The sequence below is a fragment of the Catenulispora yoronensis genome (assembly GCF_039531695.1).
In the GTDB taxonomy this organism is placed as follows: Bacteria; Actinomycetota; Actinomycetes; order Streptomycetales; family Catenulisporaceae; genus Catenulispora; species Catenulispora yoronensis.
The window spans coordinates 121268-141807 of record NZ_BAAAQN010000022.1 but is presented as its reverse complement, the minus strand read 5'-3'; the positions used below and the strand labels follow the sequence as shown (position 1 = coordinate 141807).

Genomic DNA, 20540 nt, shown 5'->3' with positions numbered 1-20540 from the left:
CGGCGGGAGCTCCCCCACCGGCCCAGTCGCTGCTCATAGCGTCTCTTGGCCTAGCGCTGTCCAGCGCCGACCGTCTCAGCAGTCTCCGCACCGGCGATCGGGTACTCCCGGTACTCCACCGCGTTGGCGGCGCGGGCCGTCAACCAGTTGAAGATCCCCGCGGCGTACCGGCGCGAGAGCATCTTGTAGGCCTTGTTCCGACTCTTGATCTTCTTGTCGTCGATCGGCGCCAGGAATCCGCCGGCGCCCTTCCCCTGCTTCTGGCCGATCTTCACCGCCGGCCGCAGCGCCTTCTCGTACTCCGCGAACGCCTTCCGGTAGTCCCCGTCGGCCGCCGCCAACTCGCCCGCGAGCACGTGCGCGCCCATCATCGCCATCCCGGTGCCGCTGCCGCCGGGCCCGGCGCACCAGGCCGCGTCGCCCAGCAGCACCACGCGGCCGCTGGCCCAGCGCTCCATGTGGATCTGGCTCAGCGTGTCGAAGTAGAGGTCCTGGGCCTGCGCCAGGCGCTCGATCAGGATCGGGGTCTGCCACCCGGCGTCGGCGAAGGTCTCCGCGACCAGCGCCTTCTGCTGCGCGACGTCGTCGCGGTCGTACTTCAGGCCCGGGGCATGGAAGACGAAGCCCACGCCGGCCTGCTCCCGGTCCCGGGCGCTCGACACCATCACGCCGCGGCCCGGGACGTTGTAGATCCGCCCCTCGTGGTCGAGGCCGAGGTCGTTCGGCGCCGCGCAGCCGGCGATCACCCAGCCCAGGTCCCGGCGGAAGTCCGCCTCCTCGCCGAAGACCAATCGCCGCACGCCGGAGTGCAGGCCGTCGGCGCCGACCACGAGGTCGTACCGCTGAACCCCGCCGCCGGCGAACGTCACCTCGACGCCGCCGATCTCCTCACCCTGGTCGAGGCCGACGATCCAGTCGCCGAACACGTACTCGACGTCGGAGCTGGTCAGGTCGTAAAGGATCCGGGCCAGGTCGCCGCGCTCGATCTCCACCTCGCCGCTGAACAGCGCGGCCGGGAAGGCGACGAGTTCGCGGCCCTCGGCGTCGACCACGACCTCCGCGCCCATCGCGGTCTCGTGGGCCTTCACCGCGCCGAGGATGCCCATCGCCTTGAGCAGCTTGACCTGCTCGCCGCGGAAGTCGACGGCTCCGCCGCTGTCGCGCAGGAAGCCGGAGCGCTCGACGACCGTCACCCGGCAGCCCTGCCGCCGCAGCCAGTAGGCCAGCGTCGGACCCGCGATCCCCGCCCCCGAGATGAGGATGTTCGTGTTCTTCATGACCCGCTCCCTCGTGTCGTCGCGAGCCCCGCCGGACCCACTGGAACGACTGTACAACCGTCTTGAACGATCGTGCAAGACGGTTGTACAAATCCCGCGCGTGTCGATCCCGGTTCCGTCGCGGACCCGGGCATACGGTCGCGCCATGGAAGCCACCTACTCCCTCGACGACGCCCGCGCCCTCTTCCCCGACCTCGTGGAGGAAGCGCGCGTCACTCGCCGGCCGGTCTACGTCACCGACGACGACGAGCCCGTGGTCGCCATCGTCGGCGTCCAGTGGCTGGAGGAGTGCGAACGGATCATGGCCGAGCGCCGGACTCCCTGATCGGCTGGAATCCCCGATCGGCCGGATCGCTTGACCGGTCGGACCGCCTGATCGTCCGGAACCGGACCGGCACCGGAGACGCGAAAGGGCCCCCGGAGCTTTCGCTCCAGGGGCCCTGACGAGCACCGGCGGTCCAGGGGACCGCGCAGTCCTTACTTCGTGATCTTCACCACGCGACCGGCACCCACGGTGCGGCCACCCTCACGGATGGCGAAGCGCAGGCCCTCCTCCATGGCGATCGGCTGGATCAGCTCGACGGCCATCTCGGTGTTGTCGCCCGGCATGACCATCTCGGTGCCCTCGGGGAGGGTCACGACGCCGGTCACGTCGGTCGTCCGGAAGTAGAACTGCGGACGGTAGTTGTTGAAGAACGGCGTGTGGCGGCCACCCTCGTCCTTCGACAGGATGTACACGTTCGCGTCGAAGTTGGTGTGCGGGGTGGTCGTGCCCGGCTTGATGACGACCTGGCCGCGCTCGACGTCGTCGCGCTTGATGCCGCGGAGCAGCAGACCGACGTTCTCACCGGCCTGGCCCTCGTCGAGCAGCTTGCGGAACATCTCCACACCGGTGACCGTGGTGGTCTGCTTCTCGTTGCGGATGCCGATGATGTCGACGGTCTCGTTGACCTTGACGACGCCGCGCTCGATCCGGCCGGTCACCACGGTGCCGCGGCCGGTGATCGTGAAGACGTCCTCGATCGGCATCAGGAACGGCTTGTCGATCTCGCGCTCGGGCTGCGGGATCGCCTCGTCGACGGCCGCCATCAGCTCCAGCAGCTTGCCGGTCCACTCCGGGTCGCCCTCGAGCGCCTTGAGCGCCGAGACGCGGATGACCGGAAGGTCGTCGCCCGGGAACTCGTACTCCGAGAGCAGCTCGCGCACCTCGAGCTCGACGAGCTCCAGGATCTCCTCGTCGTCCACCATGTCCGACTTGTTCAGCGCGACCACGATGTAGGGCACGCCGACCTGGCGGGCCAGGAGCACGTGCTCCTTGGTCTGCGGCATCGGGCCGTCGGTGGCGGCCACGACCAGGATCGCGCCGTCCATCTGGGCCGCGCCGGTGATCATGTTCTTGATGTAGTCCGCGTGACCGGGGCAGTCGACGTGCGCGTAGTGCCGCGCGTCGGTCTGGTACTCGACGTGCGCGATCGAGATGGTGATACCGCGCTGGCGCTCCTCGGGAGCCTTGTCGATCTGGTCGAACGGGGTGTAGGGGTTCAGGTCCGGGTGAGCGTCGTGCAGAACCTTGGTGATGGCCGCGGTCAGCGTCGTCTTGCCGTGGTCGATGTGACCGATGGTGCCGATGTTGACGTGCGGCTTGTTCCGCTCGAACTTCGCCTTCGCCACGTTGTCCTCCTGTGGACTTTGGTGAGGTGCCGCCGGGAATGGATTCCCCGACGGCGTTTCTACGGATTCTCAGGACGTCCCGGTCGATCCCGGGCCGCCCCGACGGCTTGGGCTACTCGCCGCGCGCCTTCTTGACGATCTCCTCCGACACGTTCCGCGGAACCTCGGCGTAGGAGTCGAACTGCATGCTGTACGAGGCCCGGCCGGACGTCTTGGACCGCAGGTCCCCGACGTAGCCGAACATCTCGCTCAGCGGAACCAGGGCCTTGACGACCCGGGAGCCGAACCGCTCCTCCATGGCCTGGATCTGGCCACGGCGGGAGTTCAGGTCGCCGATCACATCGCCCATGTAGTCCTCGGGCGTGGTGACCTCGACCGCCATCATCGGCTCCAGCAGCGCCGGGTCGGCCTTGCGGGCCGCTTCCTTGAACGCCATCGAGCCGGCGACCTTGAACGCCATCTCGGAGGAGTCGACCTCGTGGTACTTGCCGTCCAGCAGCGTCACCTTGACGCCGGTCAGCGGGAAGCCGGCGAGCACGCCGAACTCCATCGCGTCCTGGCAGCCGGCGTCGACCGAGGGGATGTACTCCTTCGGGATGCGCCCGCCGGTGACGGCGTTGACGAACTCGTAGCCCTCGGCGCCGACCTCGTCGCCGGCCAGCGGCTCGACGGAGATGACGACGGAGGCGTACTGGCCGGAGCCACCGGTCTGCTTCTTGTGCGTGTACTCGAGCTTGTCCACCTTGCGGCGGATGGTCTCGCGGTACGCGACCTGCGGCTTGCCGACGTTGGCCTCGACCTTGAACTCCCGGCGCATGCGGTCCACCAGGATCTCCAGGTGGAGCTCGCCCATGCCGGAGATGATGGTCTGGCCGGTCTCCTCGTCGGTGCGCACCTGGAAGGACGGGTCCTCCTCGGCCAGGCGCTGGATCGCGGTGCCCAGCTTCTCCTGGTCGGACTTCGTCTTCGGCTCGACCGCGACGTGGATCACCGGGGCCGGGAAGGTCATCGACTCCAGGATGATCGGGTTCGCCTGGTCGGCGAGCGTCTCCCCGGTGGTGGTGTCCTTCAGGCCCATGACGGCCACGATGTCGCCGGCGCCCACCGACTCGATCTCCTCACGCTTGTTCGCGTGCATGCGGTAGATCTTGCCGATGCGCTCCTTGCGGCCCTTCACCGAGTTCAGGTAGGTGCCGCCGGCCGCCAGCACGCCGGAGTAGACGCGCACGAACGTGAGCTTGCCCAGGTGCGGGTCGCTCATGATCTTGAACGCCAGGGCCGACATCGGCTCGTCGTCGGAGGGCTTGCGGTGCAGTACCGTCTCCTCCTCGCCCACCTTGTGGCCGTCGATGGCGTCCACGTCCAGCGGCGAGGGCAGGTAGCGCACGATCGCGTCGAGCAGGGGCTGCACGCCCTTGTTCTTGAACGCGGTCCCGCAGAACACCGGGTTCAGCGCGGAGGCGAGGGTGGCGCGGCGGATGGCCGCGTACAGCTGCTCCGTGGTGGGCTCCTTGCCCTCCAGGTACAGCTCCATCATCTCGTCGTCGGCCTCGGCGATGGTCTCCAGCAGGCGACCGCGCCACTCGTCGGCGGCCTCGGTGTGGGTGGCCGGGATGTCGACCTCGTCGTACATCTCGCCCAGCTTGGCCTCGGCGTTCCAGACCAGGGCCTTCATCTTCACCAGGTCGATGACGCCCTTGAAGTCCGCCTCGGCGCCGATCGGCAGCTGCATGACCAGCGGGGTGGCCTGCAGGCGGGTGACGATCATGTCCACGCAGCGGTGGAACTCAGCGCCCGTGCGGTCCAGCTTGTTGATGAAGCAGATCCGCGGGACGCCGTACCGGTCGGCCTGGCGCCACACGGTCTCGGACTGCGGCTCCACGCCGGCCACGCCGTCGAACACCGCGACCGCGCCGTCGAGCACGCGCAGCGAGCGCTCCACCTCGACGGTGAAGTCCACGTGCCCGGGGGTGTCGATGATGTTGATGGTGTTGTCGACGGTGTCCACCGTCCAGTGACAGGTGACAGCCGCGGAGGTGATCGTGATGCCACGCTCCTGCTCCTGCTCCATCCAGTCGGTGGTGGCAGCGCCGTCGTGGACCTCGCCGATCTTGTAGCTCATGCCCGTGTAGTACAGGATGCGCTCGGTCGTCGTGGTCTTGCCCGCGTCGATGTGGGCCATGATCCCGATGTTGCGGACCTTGGCCAGGTCAACGGCGTTGGGGGCCATTTCGCTCAGCTACTTTCTGCGGTCTCGGCTACCGGGGTTACCAGCGGTAGTGCGCGAACGCCTTGTTCGCGTCCGCCATCTTGTGCGTGTCCTCGCGGCGCTTGACCGAGGCGCCCAGACCGTTGGAGGCGTCCAGGAGCTCGTTCATCAGGCGCTCGGTCATGGTCTTCTCGCGGCGCTGCCGGGAGTAGCCGACCAGCCAGCGCAGGGCCAGCGTGGTGCTGCGGCCGGCGCGGACCTCGATCGGCACCTGGTAGGTCGCACCGCCGACGCGGCGGGACTTGACTTCCAGGGTCGGCTTGACGTTGTCCAGCGCACGCTTGAGCGTGATCACCGGGTCGGTGCCGGTCTTCTCGCGGCAGCCCTCCAGGGCGCCGTAGACGATGCGCTCGGCGGTGGAGCGCTTGCCGTCCAGCAGCACCTTGTTCACCAGCGAGGTGACCAGGGGCGAGTTGTAGACCGGGTCGATGACGACCGGGTGCTTCGGGGCAGGACCCTTACGAGGCATTAGGACTTCTCCTTCTTGGCGCCGTAACGGCTGCGGGCCTGCTTGCGGTTCTTCACACCCTGCGTGTCCAGCGAGCCGCGGACGATCTTGTACCGCACGCCCGGCAGGTCCTTCACACGGCCGCCGCGCACCAGCACGATGGAGTGCTCCTGCAGGTTGTGGCCGACGCCCGGGATGTAGGCCGTGACCTCGATGCCGGAGGAGAGCTTGACACGCGCCACCTTGCGCAGCGCCGAGTTCGGCTTCTTGGGCGTGGTGGTGTACACGCGGGTGCAGACGCCGCGGCGCTGCGGGGACCCCTTGAGCGCAGGAGTGTTGTTCTTCACAACCTTGTCCTGCCGGCCCTTGCGGACCAACTGCTGAATGGTAGGCACTAGGTCTTGGCCTTCCCTTTCTTTCTAAGTCTCCGCGCGGGCGACCCCAACCACGGAGTGCTACTACCTCTCGGTTTCGCGTCGAGTTCCTGCTTGTCCACTTGTCGCGCACCGATCGCCCGGCACCGCCGTGGTCCGAGTGTCCGGGATTCACCCGGGACGTCCGGTCCACGAGGTCGGGCGTGTCGCGACCCACAGACCCCTGCTGTTCTGCCCGATGAGCCGAGCGGCTGACGCCGCCGCCCACCGGACGGTGCGCAGGCAGGAGGAGCCGGGGGGACACCCCTGGCACGGCGACGAGCCTACCCAGGGCATGCCGGTGAGGTCAAAACGGGGGGAGGGACCTTAGCACCGGACCGGGCCGCCATCAAGGCGGCTGGTCCGCACGTCGGAGGCCTCCCGGTCGGGCCTCGCCCCGAACCCACCCATTCTCGCATGCCGGACGAGCCGGCGCCGCCGATTAACGAGTCGGGTGCGCGGGGGCGGCACGGGGTTCAACGGGTGGGGTGCCAGAGGTATTCCCCCGCCCCACCGGGCCCTGGGGATCACGTCAACAACAACGTCATCACGCCACCGATGCCGGCGTGCGCGATGAAGTAGTAGTGGAAGATCAAGTAGGCCAGGATCGCCAGATCCGCGAGCCCGAGCAGGCGGGCCACGTCGGCCAGCCCGGCCCCGGTCCGCGCGCCGTCGGCGGCCAGGATGTTCCGCTTGGCCTGCGCCCCCCACCTCGCGGCGAGGACCGCGGCGATCAGCGCGACCAGTATCGGCAGGGTGTAGAACGGCGTCCACGACGACCACGCCAGGACCGCGGCCGCCATCGCGAGCAGGGCCCGCGGCTCCAGCCGCCCGCCCTCCTCGGGGACGTACCCGCCGGGACGCGGCGCACCGCCGCCCGGATTCGGCCGCGACCCGCCGGCACTGTAGTTCGGACGCCCGAGCTCGGGCTGGTCGTTCACTGGCCATCCGCCTTCCGGGTCACGCGCGACATGCTTAGCGTACCCACCGGGAACCACCCGTACGTCTGACGCATCAGAGTTATAGACACGTCCACGTACAACCGGGGGTCCGATGACGGAGCAGGCTGCTTTCCAAGAGAAGTTCGCGGCGCTGGACGTACCAGCGCGCGCGGCTCTGGTGTTCTGGTACCGGGAACGGCTGCCGCTGGACCACGTCGCGAAGCTGGTCGAGCGCAGCCCGGAGCGCGTGGAGCGGGACGTGATCGACGCGCTGGCCGAGCTGCGCCGGGCCGGCGTGCTCCCCCGGCCCCCGGCGACCGAGGACGAACTCTGCCAATGGCTCGACAAGCTGCGCGACGAGCCGGAGCTGTCGACGTTCGCTCTGGTGGCAGCGGTGCGGGCGGGGCGGGCACGGCGCGGGCGGTTCTCGCGGCGGGCCGAGTGAGAGCCGCCTTACTCGCCTGACGACTTGCCGGGCTCGACTGACTCGCCGGACCCACCGCTACCGGCCCGCGCCCGCCCGGCAGCCGAAAAGGGCGACCGCCCCCGTCCGGAGGCGACCGCCCTTCTCAGTGCTCTACGAGCTCACCGCGACCTCAGCCGCTGTATCCGCCGAAGTCGTACTCCTCCAGCGGGACGGCCTGGCCGGAGCCGCTGCCGAAGCTGTAGGAGGAGTAGTCGTCGTCGTAGCCCACCAGCGTGTACATCTGGGCCTTCGCCTCTTCGGTCGGCTCGACCTTGATGTTGCGGTAGCGGGGCATGCCGGTGCCGGCCGGGATCAGCTTGCCGATGATCACGTTCTCCTTCAGGCCGAGCAGCGAGTCGGACTTGCCGTTGATCGCCGCGTCGGTCAGGACCCGGGTGGTCTCCTGGAAGGAGGCCGCCGAGAGCCAGGAGTCGGTGGCCAGCGAGGCCTTGGTGATACCCATCAGCTGCGGACGGCCGGAGGCCGGCTGACCGCCCTCGGAGACCACCTTGCGGTTCTCGACCTCGAAGCGGCCGCGCTCGACCAGCTCGCCGGGGAGCAGTTCGGCGTCGCCGGCCTCGATGATCGTCACCCGGCGCAGCATCTGCCGGACGATGATCTCGATGTGCTTGTCGTGGATCGGCACACCCTGGCTGCGGTACACCTTCTGGACCTCGGCCACCAGGTGGATCTGGACCTGGCGCTGGCCCAGGATGCGCAGCACGTCGTGCGGGTTGACGGTGCCCTTGGTGAGCTCCTGCCCGACCTCGACGTGGGTGTCGTCGCCGACCAGCAGCATGGTGCGCTTGCTGACCGGGTACGCCACCTCCTCCGAGCCGTCGTCCGGGACGATGACCAGCTTGCGGGTCTTGTCGGTGTCCTCCACCCGGATCCGGCCGGCCGCCTCGGCGATCGGCGCCACGCCCTTGGGCGTGCGGGCCTCGAACAGCTCGATGACACGCGGCAGACCCTGCGTGATGTCGTCACCGGCCACACCGCCGGTGTGGAAGGTGCGCATGGTCAGCTGGGTGCCGGGCTCGCCGATGGACTGCGCGGCGATGATGCCCACCGCCTCGCCGACGTCCACCAGCTTGCCGGTGGCCAGCGACCGGCCGTAGCACATCGCGCAGGTCCCGACCTTGGACTCGCAGGTCAGCACCGAGCGGACCTTGACCTCGGCCACGTTGTGCTCGACCAGCTTGTCGATCGCCACGTCGCCGAGGTCCACGCCGGCTTCGAGGATCGTCACCTTGCCCTTGCCGGACAGGGCGTCCACGACGACCTTCTCGGCGGTGTTGCGCGCGTAGACCGAGTTCTCGACGTTCTCGTCCTTGATCAGCCGGCCGTCGGCGCCGCGGGCCGCGATCGGCATCATGATGCCGCGCTCGGTGCCGCAGTCCTCCTCGCGGATGATCACGTCCTGCGAGACGTCCACCAGACGCCGGGTGAGGTACCCGGAGTCCGCGGTGCGCAGCGCGGTGTCGGCCAGACCCTTGCGGGCGCCGTGCGTGGAGATGAAGTACTCCACCACCGACAGGCCCTCGCGGAAGGACGCCTTGATCGGACGCGGGATGGTCTCGTTCTTGGCGTTCGACACCAGACCGCGCATACCGGCGATCTGCCGCATCTGCATGAAGTTACCGCGCGCGCCGGAGTCGACCATCATGAAGATCGGGTTGGTCTTCGAGAAGTTCGCCTGCATCGCGTCGGCGACCTCGTTGGTCGCCTTGGTCCAGATCGAGATGAGCTCCTGGTTCCGCTCCTCCTTGGTGACCAGGCCGCGCTCGTACTGCTTCTGGATCTTGGCGGCCTGGGCCTCGTAGCCCTCCAGGATCTCGCCCTTCTTCGGCGGCACGACGATGTCCTCGACGGACACGGTGACGCCGGAGCGGGTGGCCCAGTAGAAGCCCGAGGACTTCAGGTTGTCCAGGGTCGCGGCCACCGTGACCTTGGGGTAGCGCTCGGCCAGGTCGTTGACGATCGCCGAGAGCTGCTTCTTGGCCACCTCGCGGTTCTCGTACGGGTAGTCCAGCGGCAGCAGCTCGTTGAACAGGGCCCGGCCCAGCGTGGTCTTCAGGCGGAACGGCTGGCCGGTCTCCCAGCCCTCCGGCGCCTCCCAGCCGCGCGGCGGCACGGCCTCGGAGATCCGCAGCTCGACCGGCGCCTGCAGGTCCAGCTCGCGGTTGTCGAAGGCCATCATCGCCTCGGCGATCGAGCCGAAGGCCCGGCCCTCGCCCTTCATCCCGTCCCGGTCCATGGTCAGGAAGAACAGGCCCAGCACCATGTCCTGGGTCGGCGAGGTGATCGGGCGGCCGTGCGCCGGGGACAGGATGTTGTTCGAGGACAGCATCAGGACCCGGGCCTCGGCCTGGGCCTCGGCCGACAGCGGCAGGTGCACCGCCATCTGGTCGCCGTCGAAGTCGGCGTTGAACGCGGTGCAGACCAGCGGGTGGATCTGGATCGCCTTGCCCTCGACCAGCTGCGGCTCGAAGGCCTGGATGCCCAGCCGGTGCAGGGTGGGCGCCCGGTTCAGCAGCACCGGGTGCTCGCCGATGACCTCCTCCAGCACGTCCCACACCACCGGGCGGGCGCGCTCGACCATCCGCTTGGCGGACTTGATGTTCTGCGCGTGGTTCAGGTCCACCAGCCGCTTCATCACGAACGGCTTGAACAGCTCCAGCGCCATCTGCTTGGGCAGACCGCACTGGTGCAGCTTGAGCTGCGGGCCGACGACGATGACCGAACGGGCCGAGTAGTCGACGCGCTTGCCCAGCAGGTTCTGGCGGAACCGGCCCTGCTTGCCCTTGAGCATGTCGCTCAGGGACTTCAGCGGGCGGTTGCCCGGGCCGGTGACCGGACGGCCGCGGCGGCCGTTGTCGAACAGCGAGTCCACGGCCTCCTGCAGCATCCGCTTCTCGTTGTTGACGATGATCTCCGGCGCGCCCAGGTCCAGCAGCCGCTTGAGGCGGTTGTTGCGGTTGATCACCCGGCGGTACAGGTCGTTCAGGTCCGAGGTGGCGAACCGGCCGCCGTCCAGCTGCACCATCGGGCGCAGGTCCGGCGGGATCACCGGCACGCAGTCCAGCACCATGCCGGACGGCGAGTTGTTGGTGGAGCGGAACGCCTCGACGACCTTGAGCCGCTTCAGGGCCCGGGTCTTCTTCTGGCCCTTGCCGGTGCGGATGGTGTCGCGCAGCGACTCGGCCTCGGCGTCCAGGTCGAAGCTCTCCAGCCGGCGCTGGAGCGCCGCGGCGCCCATCGAGCCGGAGAAGTAGGTGCCGTAGCGGTCCCGCATCTCGCGGTACAGGATCTCGTCGCCCTCCAGGTCCTGGACCTTGAGCGACTTGAACCGGTTCCAGACCTCGTCCAGGCGGTCGATCTCGCGCTGCGCGCGGTCGCGCAGCTGCTTCATCTCCCGCTCGCCGCCCTCGCGCACCTTGCGGCGCTGGTCGGCCTTGGCGCCCTCGGCCTCCAGGGCCGCGAGGTCCTCCTCGAGCTTCTTCTGCCGGGCCTCGACGTCGGCGTCGCGCCGGTTCTCGACCTGCTGGCGCTCGACGGAGACCTTGGCCTCCAGCGAGGGCAGGTCGCGGGTGCGGCGCTCGTCGTCGACCTCGGTGATCATGTAGGCGGCGAAGTAGATGACCTTCTCCAGGTCCTTCGGCGCCAGGTCCAGCAGGTAGCCCAGCCGGGAGGGCACACCCTTGAAGTACCAGATGTGGGTCACCGGCGCGGCCAGCTCGATGTGGCCCATCCGCTCGCGGCGCACCTTGGCGCGGGTCACCTCGACGCCGCAGCGCTCACAGATGATGCCCTTGAAGCGGACGCGCTTGTACTTGCCGCAGTAGCACTCCCAGTCCCGGGTGGGGCCGAAGATCTTCTCGCAGAAGAGTCCGTCCTTCTCCGGCTTCAGGGTGCGGTAGTTGATGGTCTCCGGCTTCTTCACCTCGCCGTAGGACCAGGTGCGGATGTCGTCGGCGGTGGCCAGACCGATACGGAGCTCGTCGAAGAAATTGACGTCAAGCATATGGTTTCTATCCTCCTCGATGAGTCGTTCGATCAGACTTCCTCGACGCTGCTCGGCTCGCGCCGGGACAGGTCGATGCCGAGTTCCTCGGCGGCCCGGAAGACGTCCTCGTCGGTGTCGCGCAGCTCGATCATGGTGCCGTCCTTGCTGAGCACCTCGACGTTGAGGCACAGCGACTGCATTTCCTTGATCAACACCTTGAAGGACTCCGGGATGCCGGGCTCGGGGATGTTGTCGCCCTTGACGATGGCCTCGTAGACCTTCACGCGGCCGAGCACGTCGTCGGACTTGATGGTCAGCAGCTCCTGCAGGGCGTACGCGGCGCCGTAGGCCTCCAGGGCCCACACCTCCATCTCGCCGAACCGCTGGCCGCCGAACTGGGCCTTACCGCCCAGCGGCTGCTGCGTGATCATCGAGTAGGGGCCGGTGCTGCGGGCGTGCAGCTTGTCGTCCACCAGGTGGTGCAGCTTCAGGATGTACATGTAGCCGACCGAGATCGGGTACGGGAACGGCTCGCCGGAGCGGCCGTCGAACAGCCGGGCCTTGCCGCTGCCGTCGACCAGCCGGACGCCGTCCCGGGTCTTGGTGGTGTTCTCCAGCAGGCCGGTGATCTCGTCCTCGCGGGCGCCGTCGAAGACCGGGGTGGCGACCTTGGTGTGCGGCGCGGCGCTGTCGGCGCCGATGGAGCGCAGGCGCTCCTGCCACTCGCCCTCGCCGTCGCCGATGTCCCAGCCGGTGGCGGCGATCCACCCCAGGTGGGTCTCCAGCACCTGGCCCGGGTTCATCCGGGAGGGCACGCCCAGCGGGTTCAGGACGATGTCGACCGGGGTCCCGTCCTCCAGGAACGGCATGTCCTCCACCGGGAGGATCTTGGCGATGACGCCCTTGTTGCCGTGCCGGCCGGCCAGCTTGTCGCCGTGGGTGATCTTGCGCTTCTGCGCCACGTACACCCGGACCAGCTGGTTCACGCCCGGGGGCAGCTCGTCGCCGCTGTCCCGGTCGAAGATCCGGACGCCGATGATCTTGCCCTGCTCGCCGTGCGGCACCTTCAGCGAGGTGTCGCGCACCTCGCGCGCCTTCTCGCCGAAGATCGCGCGCAGCAGCCGCTCCTCGGGGGTCAGCTCGGTCTCGCCCTTCGGGGTGACCTTGCCGACCAGGATGTCGCCGGGGACGACGTCGGCGCCGATCCGGATGATGCCGCGCTCGTCGAGGTCGGCCAGCACCTCCTCGGAGACGTTCGGGATGTCCCGGGTGATCTCCTCCGGGCCCAGCTTGGTGTCCCGGGCGTCGACCTCGTGCTCCTCGATGTGGATCGAGGACAGGACGTCGTCCTGCACGAGGCGCTGCGACAGGATGATCGCGTCCTCGTAGTTGTGGCCCTCCCACGGCATGAACGCCACGAGCAGGTTCTTGCCCAGCGCCATCTCGCCGTCCTGGGTGCACGGACCGTCGGCGAGCACCGAGCCCACCTCGACCCGGTCGCCCTCGGCCACGATCACCTTCTGGTTGAAGGAGGTGCCCTGGTTGGAGCGGCGGAACTTGGCGATCCGGTAGACGTTGGTGGTGGCGTCGTCGTTGGCGACGGTCACCAGGTCCGCGGAGACCTCGGTCACCACGCCGGGCTTCTCGGCCAGCACCACGTCGGCGGCGTCGACCGCGCAGCGGTACTCCATGCCGGTGCCCACGTACGGGGAGTCCGACTGCAGCAGCGGCACGGCCTGGCGCATCATGTTCGCGCCCATCAGGGCGCGGTTGGCGTCGTCGTGCTCCAGGAACGGGATCATCGCGGTGGCGACCGACACCATCTGCCGCGGCGAGACGTCCATGTAGTCGATCTCGGCCGGCGGGATCATCTCGATCTCGCCGCCCTTGCGGCGGCAGAGCACCCGCTCCTCGAGGTAGGAGCCCTCGGCCGTGACGGGGGCGTTGGCCTGGGCGACGACGAAGCGGTCCTCCTCGTCGGCGGTCAGGTAGTCGATCTGGTCGGTGACCCGGCCGTCCTCCACCTTGCGGTAGGGGGTCTCGATGAAGCCGAAGGCGTTGATCCGGCCGTAGGAGGCCAGCGAGCCGATCAGGCCGATGTTCGGGCCCTCGGGGGTCTCGATCGGGCACATCCGGCCGTAGTGCGACGGGTGCACGTCGCGGACCTCGAAGCCGGCCCGCTCCCGGGACAGGCCGCCGGGGCCCAGCGCGTTCAGCCGGCGCTTGTGCGTCAGGCCGGACAGCGGGTTGGTCTGGTCCATGAACTGGGACAGCTGGCTGGTGCCGAAGAACTCCTTGATGGAGGCCACGACCGGCCGGATGTTGATCAGCGTCTGCGGCGTGATGGCCTCGACGTCCTGGGTGGTCATGCGCTCGCGCACCACCCGCTCCATCCGGGCCAGGCCGGTGCGGACCTGGTTCTGGATCAGCTCGCCGACGCTGCGCAGCCGGCGGTTGCCGAAGTGGTCGATGTCGTCCTCTTCGACGACGACCGTCGGGGCGCCCTCGACCTGCGGGTCCATCTCGGTCTCGCCGGCGTGCAGCTTCACCAGGAACTTGATCGTGGCGACGATGTCGTCCTCGGTCAGCACGGTGTTGTCGATGCCGCTGGCCAGACCCAGCTTCTTGTCGATCTTGTAGCGGCCGACCTTGGCCAGGTCGTAGCGCTTGGGGTTGAAGTACAGGTTGTCCAGCAGGGTCTGGGCCGCCTCGCGGGTCGGCGGCTCGCCCGGACGCAGCTTGCGGTAGATGTCCAGCAGTGCCTCGTCCTGGCCGGCGGTGTGGTCCTTCTCCAGGGTCTGCCGCATCGACTCGTACTCGCCGAACTCCTCCAGGATCCGGGCGTCGTCCCAGCCCAGGGCCTTCAGGAGCACGGTGACGTGCTGCTTGCGCTTGCGGTCGACGCGCACGCCGACCATGTCGCGCTTGTCGATCTCGAACTCCAGCCAGGCGCCGCGGCTGGGGATCACCTTGGCGTTGAAGACGTCCTTGTCGGAGGTCTTGTCGATGTCCTTGGAGAAGTACAGACCCGGGGAGCGGACCAGCTGGGTCACCACGACCCGCTCGGTGCCGTTGATGATGAAGGTGCCCTTGTTGGTCATGAGCGGGAAGTCGCCCATGAACACGGTCTGGCTCTTGATCTCACCGGTCTCGTTGTTCGTGAACTCGGCGGTCACGAACAGCGGCGCGGCGTAGGTGAAGTCCCGGTCCTTGCACTCGTCGATGGAGTACTTCGCGGGCTCGAACCGGTGGTCGCGGAACGTCAGCGACATGGTGCCCTGGAAGTCCTCGATCGGCGAGATCTCCTCGAAGATCTCCTCCAGACCGGAGGTGGTGGGTACGTCGAGGCCGGCGGCCTGCTGGTCGGAGACGCGACCCTTCCAGGTCGCGTTGCCGACCAGCCAGTCGAAGGACTCCGTCTGCAGCGCGAGCAGGTTCGGAACCTCGAGCGGCTCTTTGATCTTCGCGAAGGAGATGCGACGGGCGGCGTTCTTGGTGATGTTCTGGGCGGTGCGCGAGGCGGCCAAGAGGGGTCCTTCCGGAGCTCGGACTGGACTGGCTGTCCTTAGCGCTACCGGTCAAACCTGTATCCCTACCCGGCGACGGATCCGGCGAAACCCCTGGTCAGTGGCAGTGTTTACGGCACTGGCACCGGTAGGTCGACAAGGTTTCGCGAGCCCGATGACGGTTCGAGGCATGCAGAAAGGCAGCGCAAACGAACAGTGTAGCCGTCTTGGCTACGCCTGTCCAACCCGTGCCTGAATAGGCCTTGGCCGCGGGTCCGCGCAGCGGTCCGACGCGTCGGGCAACAGACGGACAGACTAGCCGGACCGACCGACGGTTGTCGCCGTCGACACGGGGGCCGGGACTGCCCTTCGCACCTTTCTTCCCGCCCGGTCCGCACCGCCGCACTCCCCGGCCGGTGCCTCGCGCTGCCCGCGGGCGGGGGGTGGTGCGGTGTGGTGGAACGGTGGTGCGCTGTATGGAGCTGACGTACCGCAGAATCCCGCGTAGCTGGCCTTACGTCAAGAGGCGGACCGGGATCTTTGCCGATGTGCGCAGGTTGTGAGGCTGCCGCGTTACGTTCCCGGGCCGGGCCCGGGAACGGAAAAACACCCCCGGGCAAACCCGGGGGTGTTCGGTGCGGCCGTGCCGCGGCGGCGGTCGCCCGCGCGCCGCGACACGGTCGCGGTTCGCCGAGGCGAGGAGTTACTTGACGGAAACGCCGGCGCCGGCCTCTTCCAGGGCGGCCTTGGCCTTGTCCGCGGCCTCCTTGTTGACCTTCTCCAGCAGCGCCTTCGGCGCGCCGTCGACGAGGTCCTTGGCCTCCTTCAGGCCCAGCGAGGTCAGCTCGCGCACGACCTTGATGACCTGGATCTTCTTGTCGCCGGCCGACTCGAGAATGACGTCGAACTCGTCCTTCTCCTCCTCGGCGGGGGCGTCGGTGGCGGCCGGGCCGGCCGGGCCCGCGGCCACGACCTGGGCGGCGGCCTTGACGTCGAAGGTGTCCTCGAACAGCTTCACGAACTCGGAGAGCTCGATCAGCGTCATCTCCTTGAAAGCGTCGAGCAGCTCGTCGTTGCTGAGCTTCGCCATGGTAGGCGTCCTTTCGTTATGAGGGGTCTAGCTCGGTTGTGCCGGGTGCCTGTCAGGCGTCGGCGGACTTCTTCGACGACAGGGCGTCCACGGTGCGGACGGCCTTGGTCAAAGGAGCCTGGAAGAGCGCCGCCGCGTTCGCGAGGGACGCCTTCATCGCGCCGGCCGCCTTGGCCAGCAGAACCTCGCGAGACTCCAGGTCCGCGAGCTTGGTGATGTCGGCCGGGGAGAGGGCCTTGCCCTCCATGACCCCGCCCTTGATCACCAGAAGGGGGTTCGCCTTGGCGAAGTCACGAAGACCCTTGGCCGCCTCGACCGGGTCGCCCTTGATGAAGGCGATGGCGGAGGGACCCTTCAGCGCGGTCTCGTCCAGGCCGTCGATTCCGGCCTCGCGAGCAGCGACCTTGGTCAGCGTGTTCTTCACCACGGCGTACTGCGTGGTCGCACCGAGCGCGCGACGGAGCTCCTTGAGCTGCGCGACGGTGAGCCCGCGGTACTCGGTCAGCACGGCGGCGTTCGAGCCGCGGAACTGGTCCGCGATCTCGGCGACCGCGGCCGCCTTGTCAGGCCTCGCCATGCGGGCCTCCTTCCGGGGTGTCCGAGCCGACGTCGGGTCCTCCGGAAAAAACAAAACGCCCGGCGCACAGGGCGCGGGCGTCACAATCACGACCGGGCCCAGGGCCCGGGGAACTGCTTTGCTGTTCGCGCCTCGGCGGGTCGCTCCGTGGTGGAGGCCTTCGACTGATCCGGGCCGTTCGGCTCGGAGCAGCGACCAGCGGTCTTCGGCTGAGCAAAAGCGTAACACGGGGCGAAGGGGTGGTCCGACCACGGCGGCGAGGCTTGCAGATCTACCCCCTGTGGTCCAGACCAAACGGTCTGGACCACTGAGGTTTGCCCAGAGCAAACCCGATGGTCAAGCGCGGGTCAAATCTTCCCGATCTCCCGTCACTGTACGAGACCACCTCTTGACCGGTGATGAGGTCTAGTCCAATCTTGCGTATCGCCGATCGGACAGCACGGGGTAACGCACAGCCCATTTTTCTGTAGCCACAACAGGAGGAGCAGTGTTTCCGCATCGCCGATCTCGCCGTGCCGCGGCAGTCGCCGTGGCCGGCACCTTGACCCTGACGGGAGCCGCGGCCGCGCTCGCCATGACCGCGTCCGCCGCCACCACCGGATACCTGACCGCGACCTTCGCCAAGACCAGTGACTGGGGCGCCGGCTTCGAGGGCACCTACACGGTCGCCAACGGCACCTCCGCCGCGGTGAACAGCTGGAGCGTCACGTTCACGCTGCCCGCCGGCGAGGCCGCCACCTCGGCCTGGAACGCCACGTTCACCGCCCTGGGGAACAACACCTACCGCTTGGACAGCCCGACCTGGGCCAGTCCGCTGGCGGCCGGCGCGTCGGCCCCCGCGGTGGGCATCGAGTTCACCAACACCAAGGCCACCGGTGCCGCGCCGAGCGCCTGCACGATCAACAACGCGCCGTGCGCCGGCGGCGGGACCACCCCGCCGACCACCAGCAGCTCGTCCGTGCCCACCACGCCGAGCAGCTCGGTACCGACCACCCCGAGCTCGTCGCAGCCCTCGACGAGCCCGTCGACGAAGCCCTCGACCTCGCCGAGCACCTCGCCGTCGACCACGCCGAGCACCTCGCCGAGCACTTCGCCGTCCTCTCCCCCGCCCGGCTCGGGCGGCCACCTGAAGATCGCGTACTTCGACCAGTGGTCGATCTACAGCGCGGGCTACTCGGTGAAGAAGGTCGACACCTCCGGCGCCGCGGCGAAGCTCGACGTCATCAACTACATGGCCGAGAACATCGACCCGGTCAACCTCACCTGCTTCGAGGCCAACAAGGCCGCGAGCCAGGACGAGAACAACGCGAACGCCGGTGACGGCGCGGGCGACGACTACGCGGACTACGGCAAGACGTTCGACGCGTCGAGCTCGGTGTCCGGTGTCGCGGACGTGTGGAACCAGCCGATCGCCGGCAACTTCAACCAGTTGAAGCAGCTGAAGGCCAAGTACCCGAACCTGAAGGTCATCCTGACCATCGGCGGCTGGACGTACTCGAAGTACTTCTCGGACGCGGCGGCGACCGACGCCTCGCGCAAGAAGTTCGTCTCCTCCTGCATCAACATGTTCCTGGACGGCAACCTGCCCTCCGACGGCGGCTTCGGCGGCCCGGGCTCGGGCGCCGGCATCTTCGACGGCTTCGACCTCGACTGGGAGTACCCGGGCGGCGGCGGCCACACGGGCAACCACGCCACCGCGGCGGACAAGCAGAACTTCACGCTGCTGGCGCAGGAGTTCCGCACCGAGCTGGACGCGTACGGCGCCGCGCACGGCGGGAAGCACTACTACATCACCGCCGCGGTCGGCTCCGGCCAGGACAAGATCGCGAACCTGGAGACCAACAAGCTGGGCCAGTACCTGGACTGGATCGACGTCATGACCTACGACATGCACGGCGGTTTCGAGGCCACCGGTCCGACGAACTTCCAGGACCCGCTGCACAACTCCCCGAACGACCCGAGCAAGGCCATCGCGCCGGGCACCGAGAAGTACAACGTGGACACCGCGATCACCGCGTTCACGACGGGTCTGCCGGACATGGGCATCCCGGGCGGCTTCCCGGCGGCGAAGATCAACCTCGGGATCCCGTTCTACTGGCGGGGCTGGACCGGCGTGCCGGCGACGAACAACGGCCTCTACCAGACCGCGACCGGGCCGGCGGCGGCGTTCCCGACGACGCAGACCGCTGGGACGGCGAGCTGGACCGAGCTGAAGAACGCCGGGCTGACCGGAAGCGCCCTGTGGGACGCCACGACGGAGAGCTCGTACATCTACTCGAACGGCAGCTTCTTCACCGGTGACAACCCGCAGGCGATCGCCGCTCGCGACGCCTACGCGAAGGCACACGGCCTCGGTGGGGTGTTCGTCTTCTCCCTGGAGGACGACGACGCCAGCGGGACGCTCCTGAACGCTGTCGCGGCCGGGATGAAGTAGCGGTAGCCGACGCGGGTGTCCGTGTCGCTGTGCAAGTGATGGTGTGCGAATAGGTGGCGGGTCCGGCACTGCTCAGGATGGCCGGGCCCGCCACCTCTCGCTGTCCGCGCGGGGCGAACCGGTCCCCGACCCCGGGCACGCGAAAGCCCCCGCCGCGATCGCGGCGGGGGCTTCGTCACGCTCAGCCTGCGGCGTGGCTCACGCCTCGTCGTCGGCGGCGACGTTGCGGACGCGGTTGGCGTCGACCTGGATGCCCGGGCCCATCGTGGTCGCGAAGGTGATCTTCCGCAGGTAGCGGCCCTTGGCGGCGCTCGGCTTCACCCGCAGGACCTCCTCGAGGGCGGCGGCGTAGTTCTCGGCGAGCTGCTGCTCGGAGAACGAGACCTTGCCGATGATGAAGTTCAGGTTGGAGTGCCGGTCGGCGCGGAACTCGATCTTGCCGCCCTTGATGTCGTTGACGGCCTTGACCACGTCGGCGGTCACGGTGCCGGTCTTCGGGTTCGGCATCAGGGAGCGGGGGCCCAGGACCCGGCCCAGGCGGCCGACCTTGCCCATCAGGTCCGGGGTGGCGACCACGGCGTCGAAGTCCAGGCGGCCCTTGGCCACCTCGTCGATGAGCTCGTCGGAGCCCACGATGTCGGCGCCGGCCTCACGGGCCTGCTCGGCCTTCTCGCCCTGGGCGAAGACCAGCACGCGGGCGGTCTTGCCGGTGCCGTGCGGCAGGACGATGGTGCTGCGGACCATCTGGTCGGCCTTGCGCGGGTCGATGCCCAGGCGCATGGAGACCTCGACCGAGCTGTCGAACTTGGTCACCGAGGTGTCCTTGGCCAGGCGGATGGCCGCCAGCGGGGTGTAGATCTCGTCCGCGTCGATCTTGGCGGAGGCGTTGCGGTAGCCCTTGCTGCGCTTCATTGCTTCTCTCCTGAGTGAGGTGTGGTCGTCACGAGCCGCGCGCGGCTCTGCCACGTGGTGCTTTTCCGGCGGTCGGCGACAGCTCAGCTGTCGGCGACGATGACGCCCATGGAGCGGGCGGTGCCGGCGATGATCTTCATCGCGGCGTCGATGTCGTTGGCGTTCAGGTCCGGCATCTTGGCCTCGGCGATCTCGCGGATCTGGGCCTGCGACAGGGTCGCGACCTTGTTCTTCTGCGGGATGCCCGACCCCTTGTCGATGCCCGCGGCCTTCAGGATCAGGCGGGCGGCCGGCGGGGTCTTGGTGATGAAGGTGAACGAGCGGTCCTCGAACACCGAGATCTCGACCGGGACGACCTGGCCGCGCTGGGCCTCGGTGGCGGCGTTGTACTGCTTGCAGAACTCCATGATGTTCACGCCGTGCTGACCCAGGGCCGGGCCGACGGGCGGGGCCGGGTTCGCCATACCGGCCTTGATCTGGAGCTTGATGACCGCGGTGAGCTTCTTCTTGGGAGGCATGTGCCTTTGTTC

15 protein-coding genes are annotated in these 20540 nt (G+C 68.4%); 3 read left to right on the top strand and 12 right to left on the bottom strand.

What is annotated here, in order from left to right; genetic code table 11:
- Nucleotides 1-50: 50 nt before the first annotated feature.
- Nucleotides 51-1277 carry an FAD-dependent monooxygenase gene (locus ABD481_RS20050; protein ID WP_344667226.1) on the bottom strand — a complete coding sequence of 409 codons (1227 nt, stop codon included), beginning with the start codon at nucleotides 1275-1277 and terminating at the stop codon, nucleotides 51-53.
- Between the two features lie 145 nt (nucleotides 1278-1422).
- Between ABD481_RS20050 and ABD481_RS20045 the strand changes: the two genes are divergently transcribed.
- Entirely contained in the window at nucleotides 1423-1602 is a 180-nt protein-coding gene (locus ABD481_RS20045) for a type II toxin-antitoxin system prevent-host-death family antitoxin (RefSeq protein ID WP_344667225.1), read from the top strand.
- Nucleotides 1603-1754: 152 nt separating this feature from the next.
- On the opposite strand, the gene tuf is transcribed toward ABD481_RS20045, so the two are convergent.
- From tuf to ABD481_RS20020, 5 genes are all read right to left on the bottom strand, one after another.
- Complete coding sequence (gene tuf, locus ABD481_RS20040) at nucleotides 1755-2948, bottom strand: elongation factor Tu (RefSeq protein ID WP_344667224.1); 1194 nt, start codon at nucleotides 2946-2948, stop codon at nucleotides 1755-1757.
- Nucleotides 2949-3060: 112 nt separating this feature from the next.
- A complete protein-coding gene (fusA, locus tag ABD481_RS20035; protein ID WP_344667223.1) occupies nucleotides 3061-5178 on the bottom strand; it encodes an elongation factor G in 2118 nt (705 codons plus the stop codon).
- Between the two features lie 37 nt (nucleotides 5179-5215).
- Nucleotides 5216-5686, bottom strand: a complete 471-nt coding sequence (gene rpsG, locus ABD481_RS20030; protein ID WP_012785149.1) for a 30S ribosomal protein S7 — start codon at nucleotides 5684-5686, stop codon at nucleotides 5216-5218.
- Nucleotides 5686-6060 (bottom strand): 30S ribosomal protein S12, encoded by a 375-nt coding sequence (rpsL, locus tag ABD481_RS20025; protein ID WP_194896225.1) that lies wholly within the window; start codon nucleotides 6058-6060, stop codon nucleotides 5686-5688. Before rpsL ends, rpsG begins: the two co-directional genes overlap by 1 nt.
- Nucleotides 6061-6605: 545 nt before the next feature.
- Nucleotides 6606-7019 carry a hypothetical protein gene (locus ABD481_RS20020; RefSeq protein WP_344667222.1) on the bottom strand — a complete coding sequence of 138 codons (414 nt, stop codon included), beginning with the start codon at nucleotides 7017-7019 and terminating at the stop codon, nucleotides 6606-6608.
- 112 nt (nucleotides 7020-7131) lie between these two features.
- On the opposite strand from ABD481_RS20020, the gene ABD481_RS20015 reads away from it, so the two are divergent.
- Nucleotides 7132-7464 carry a hypothetical protein gene (locus ABD481_RS20015; protein WP_344667221.1) on the top strand — a complete coding sequence of 111 codons (333 nt, stop codon included), beginning with the start codon at nucleotides 7132-7134 and terminating at the stop codon, nucleotides 7462-7464.
- Nucleotides 7465-7615: 151 nt separating this feature from the next.
- Here the strand turns inward: ABD481_RS20015 and ABD481_RS20010 are convergent, their stop codons facing one another.
- From ABD481_RS20010 to rplJ, 4 genes are all read right to left on the bottom strand, one after another.
- Nucleotides 7616-11509: a DNA-directed RNA polymerase subunit beta' gene (locus ABD481_RS20010; RefSeq protein ID WP_344667220.1), complete on the bottom strand. Its 3894-nt coding sequence runs from the start codon at nucleotides 11507-11509 to the stop codon at nucleotides 7616-7618.
- A gap of 32 nt (nucleotides 11510-11541) precedes the next feature.
- Nucleotides 11542-15018 carry a DNA-directed RNA polymerase subunit beta gene (gene rpoB / locus ABD481_RS20005; RefSeq protein ID WP_344667219.1) on the bottom strand — a complete coding sequence of 1159 codons (3477 nt, stop codon included), beginning with the start codon at nucleotides 15016-15018 and terminating at the stop codon, nucleotides 11542-11544.
- Nucleotides 15019-15700: 682 nt separating this feature from the next.
- Nucleotides 15701-16087 (bottom strand): 50S ribosomal protein L7/L12, encoded by a 387-nt coding sequence (gene rplL / locus ABD481_RS20000; RefSeq protein ID WP_344667218.1) that lies wholly within the window; start codon nucleotides 16085-16087, stop codon nucleotides 15701-15703.
- A gap of 52 nt (nucleotides 16088-16139) precedes the next feature.
- Nucleotides 16140-16664: a 50S ribosomal protein L10 gene (gene rplJ / locus ABD481_RS19995; protein ID WP_344667217.1), complete on the bottom strand. Its 525-nt coding sequence runs from the start codon at nucleotides 16662-16664 to the stop codon at nucleotides 16140-16142.
- 529 nt (nucleotides 16665-17193) lie between these two features.
- Between rplJ and ABD481_RS19990 the strand changes: the two genes are divergently transcribed.
- Nucleotides 17194-19098, top strand: coding sequence for a glycosyl hydrolase family 18 protein (locus tag ABD481_RS19990; RefSeq protein WP_344667216.1), 1905 nt, complete (start codon nucleotides 17194-17196; stop codon nucleotides 19096-19098).
- 198 nt (nucleotides 19099-19296) lie between these two features.
- On the opposite strand, the gene rplA is transcribed toward ABD481_RS19990, so the two are convergent.
- Nucleotides 19297-20010 (bottom strand): 50S ribosomal protein L1, encoded by a 714-nt coding sequence (gene rplA / locus ABD481_RS19985; protein WP_344667215.1) that lies wholly within the window; start codon nucleotides 20008-20010, stop codon nucleotides 19297-19299.
- An 83-nt stretch (nucleotides 20011-20093) separates the two neighbouring features.
- Nucleotides 20094-20528, bottom strand: coding sequence for a 50S ribosomal protein L11 (gene rplK / locus ABD481_RS19980; RefSeq protein ID WP_344667214.1), 435 nt, complete (start codon nucleotides 20526-20528; stop codon nucleotides 20094-20096).
- Nucleotides 20529-20540 lie beyond the last annotated feature (12 nt).

Excerpts from the sequence above, each read along its gene's own strand:
- ABD481_RS20050 (WP_344667226.1), bottom strand. The coding sequence starts at position 1,277 with ATGAAGAACACGAACATCCTCATCTCGGGGGCGGGGATCGCGGGTCCG.
- fusA (WP_344667223.1), bottom strand. The coding sequence starts at position 5,178 with ATGGCCCCCAACGCCGTTGACCTGGCCAAGGTCCGCAACATCGGGATC.
- ABD481_RS20015 (WP_344667221.1), top strand. The coding sequence starts at position 7,132 with ATGACGGAGCAGGCTGCTTTCCAAGAGAAGTTCGCGGCGCTGGACGTA.
- ABD481_RS20045 (WP_344667225.1), top strand. The coding sequence starts at position 1,423 with ATGGAAGCCACCTACTCCCTCGACGACGCCCGCGCCCTCTTCCCCGAC.
- rplK (WP_344667214.1), bottom strand. The coding sequence starts at position 20,528 with ATGCCTCCCAAGAAGAAGCTCACCGCGGTCATCAAGCTCCAGATCAAG.
- rplL (WP_344667218.1), bottom strand. The coding sequence starts at position 16,087 with ATGGCGAAGCTCAGCAACGACGAGCTGCTCGACGCTTTCAAGGAGATG.
- rplJ (WP_344667217.1), bottom strand. The coding sequence starts at position 16,664 with ATGGCGAGGCCTGACAAGGCGGCCGCGGTCGCCGAGATCGCGGACCAG.
- ABD481_RS20010 (WP_344667220.1), bottom strand. The coding sequence starts at position 11,509 with ATGCTTGACGTCAATTTCTTCGACGAGCTCCGTATCGGTCTGGCCACC.
- rpsG (WP_012785149.1), bottom strand. The coding sequence starts at position 5,686 with ATGCCTCGTAAGGGTCCTGCCCCGAAGCACCCGGTCGTCATCGACCCG.
- rplA (WP_344667215.1), bottom strand. The coding sequence starts at position 20,010 with ATGAAGCGCAGCAAGGGCTACCGCAACGCCTCCGCCAAGATCGACGCG.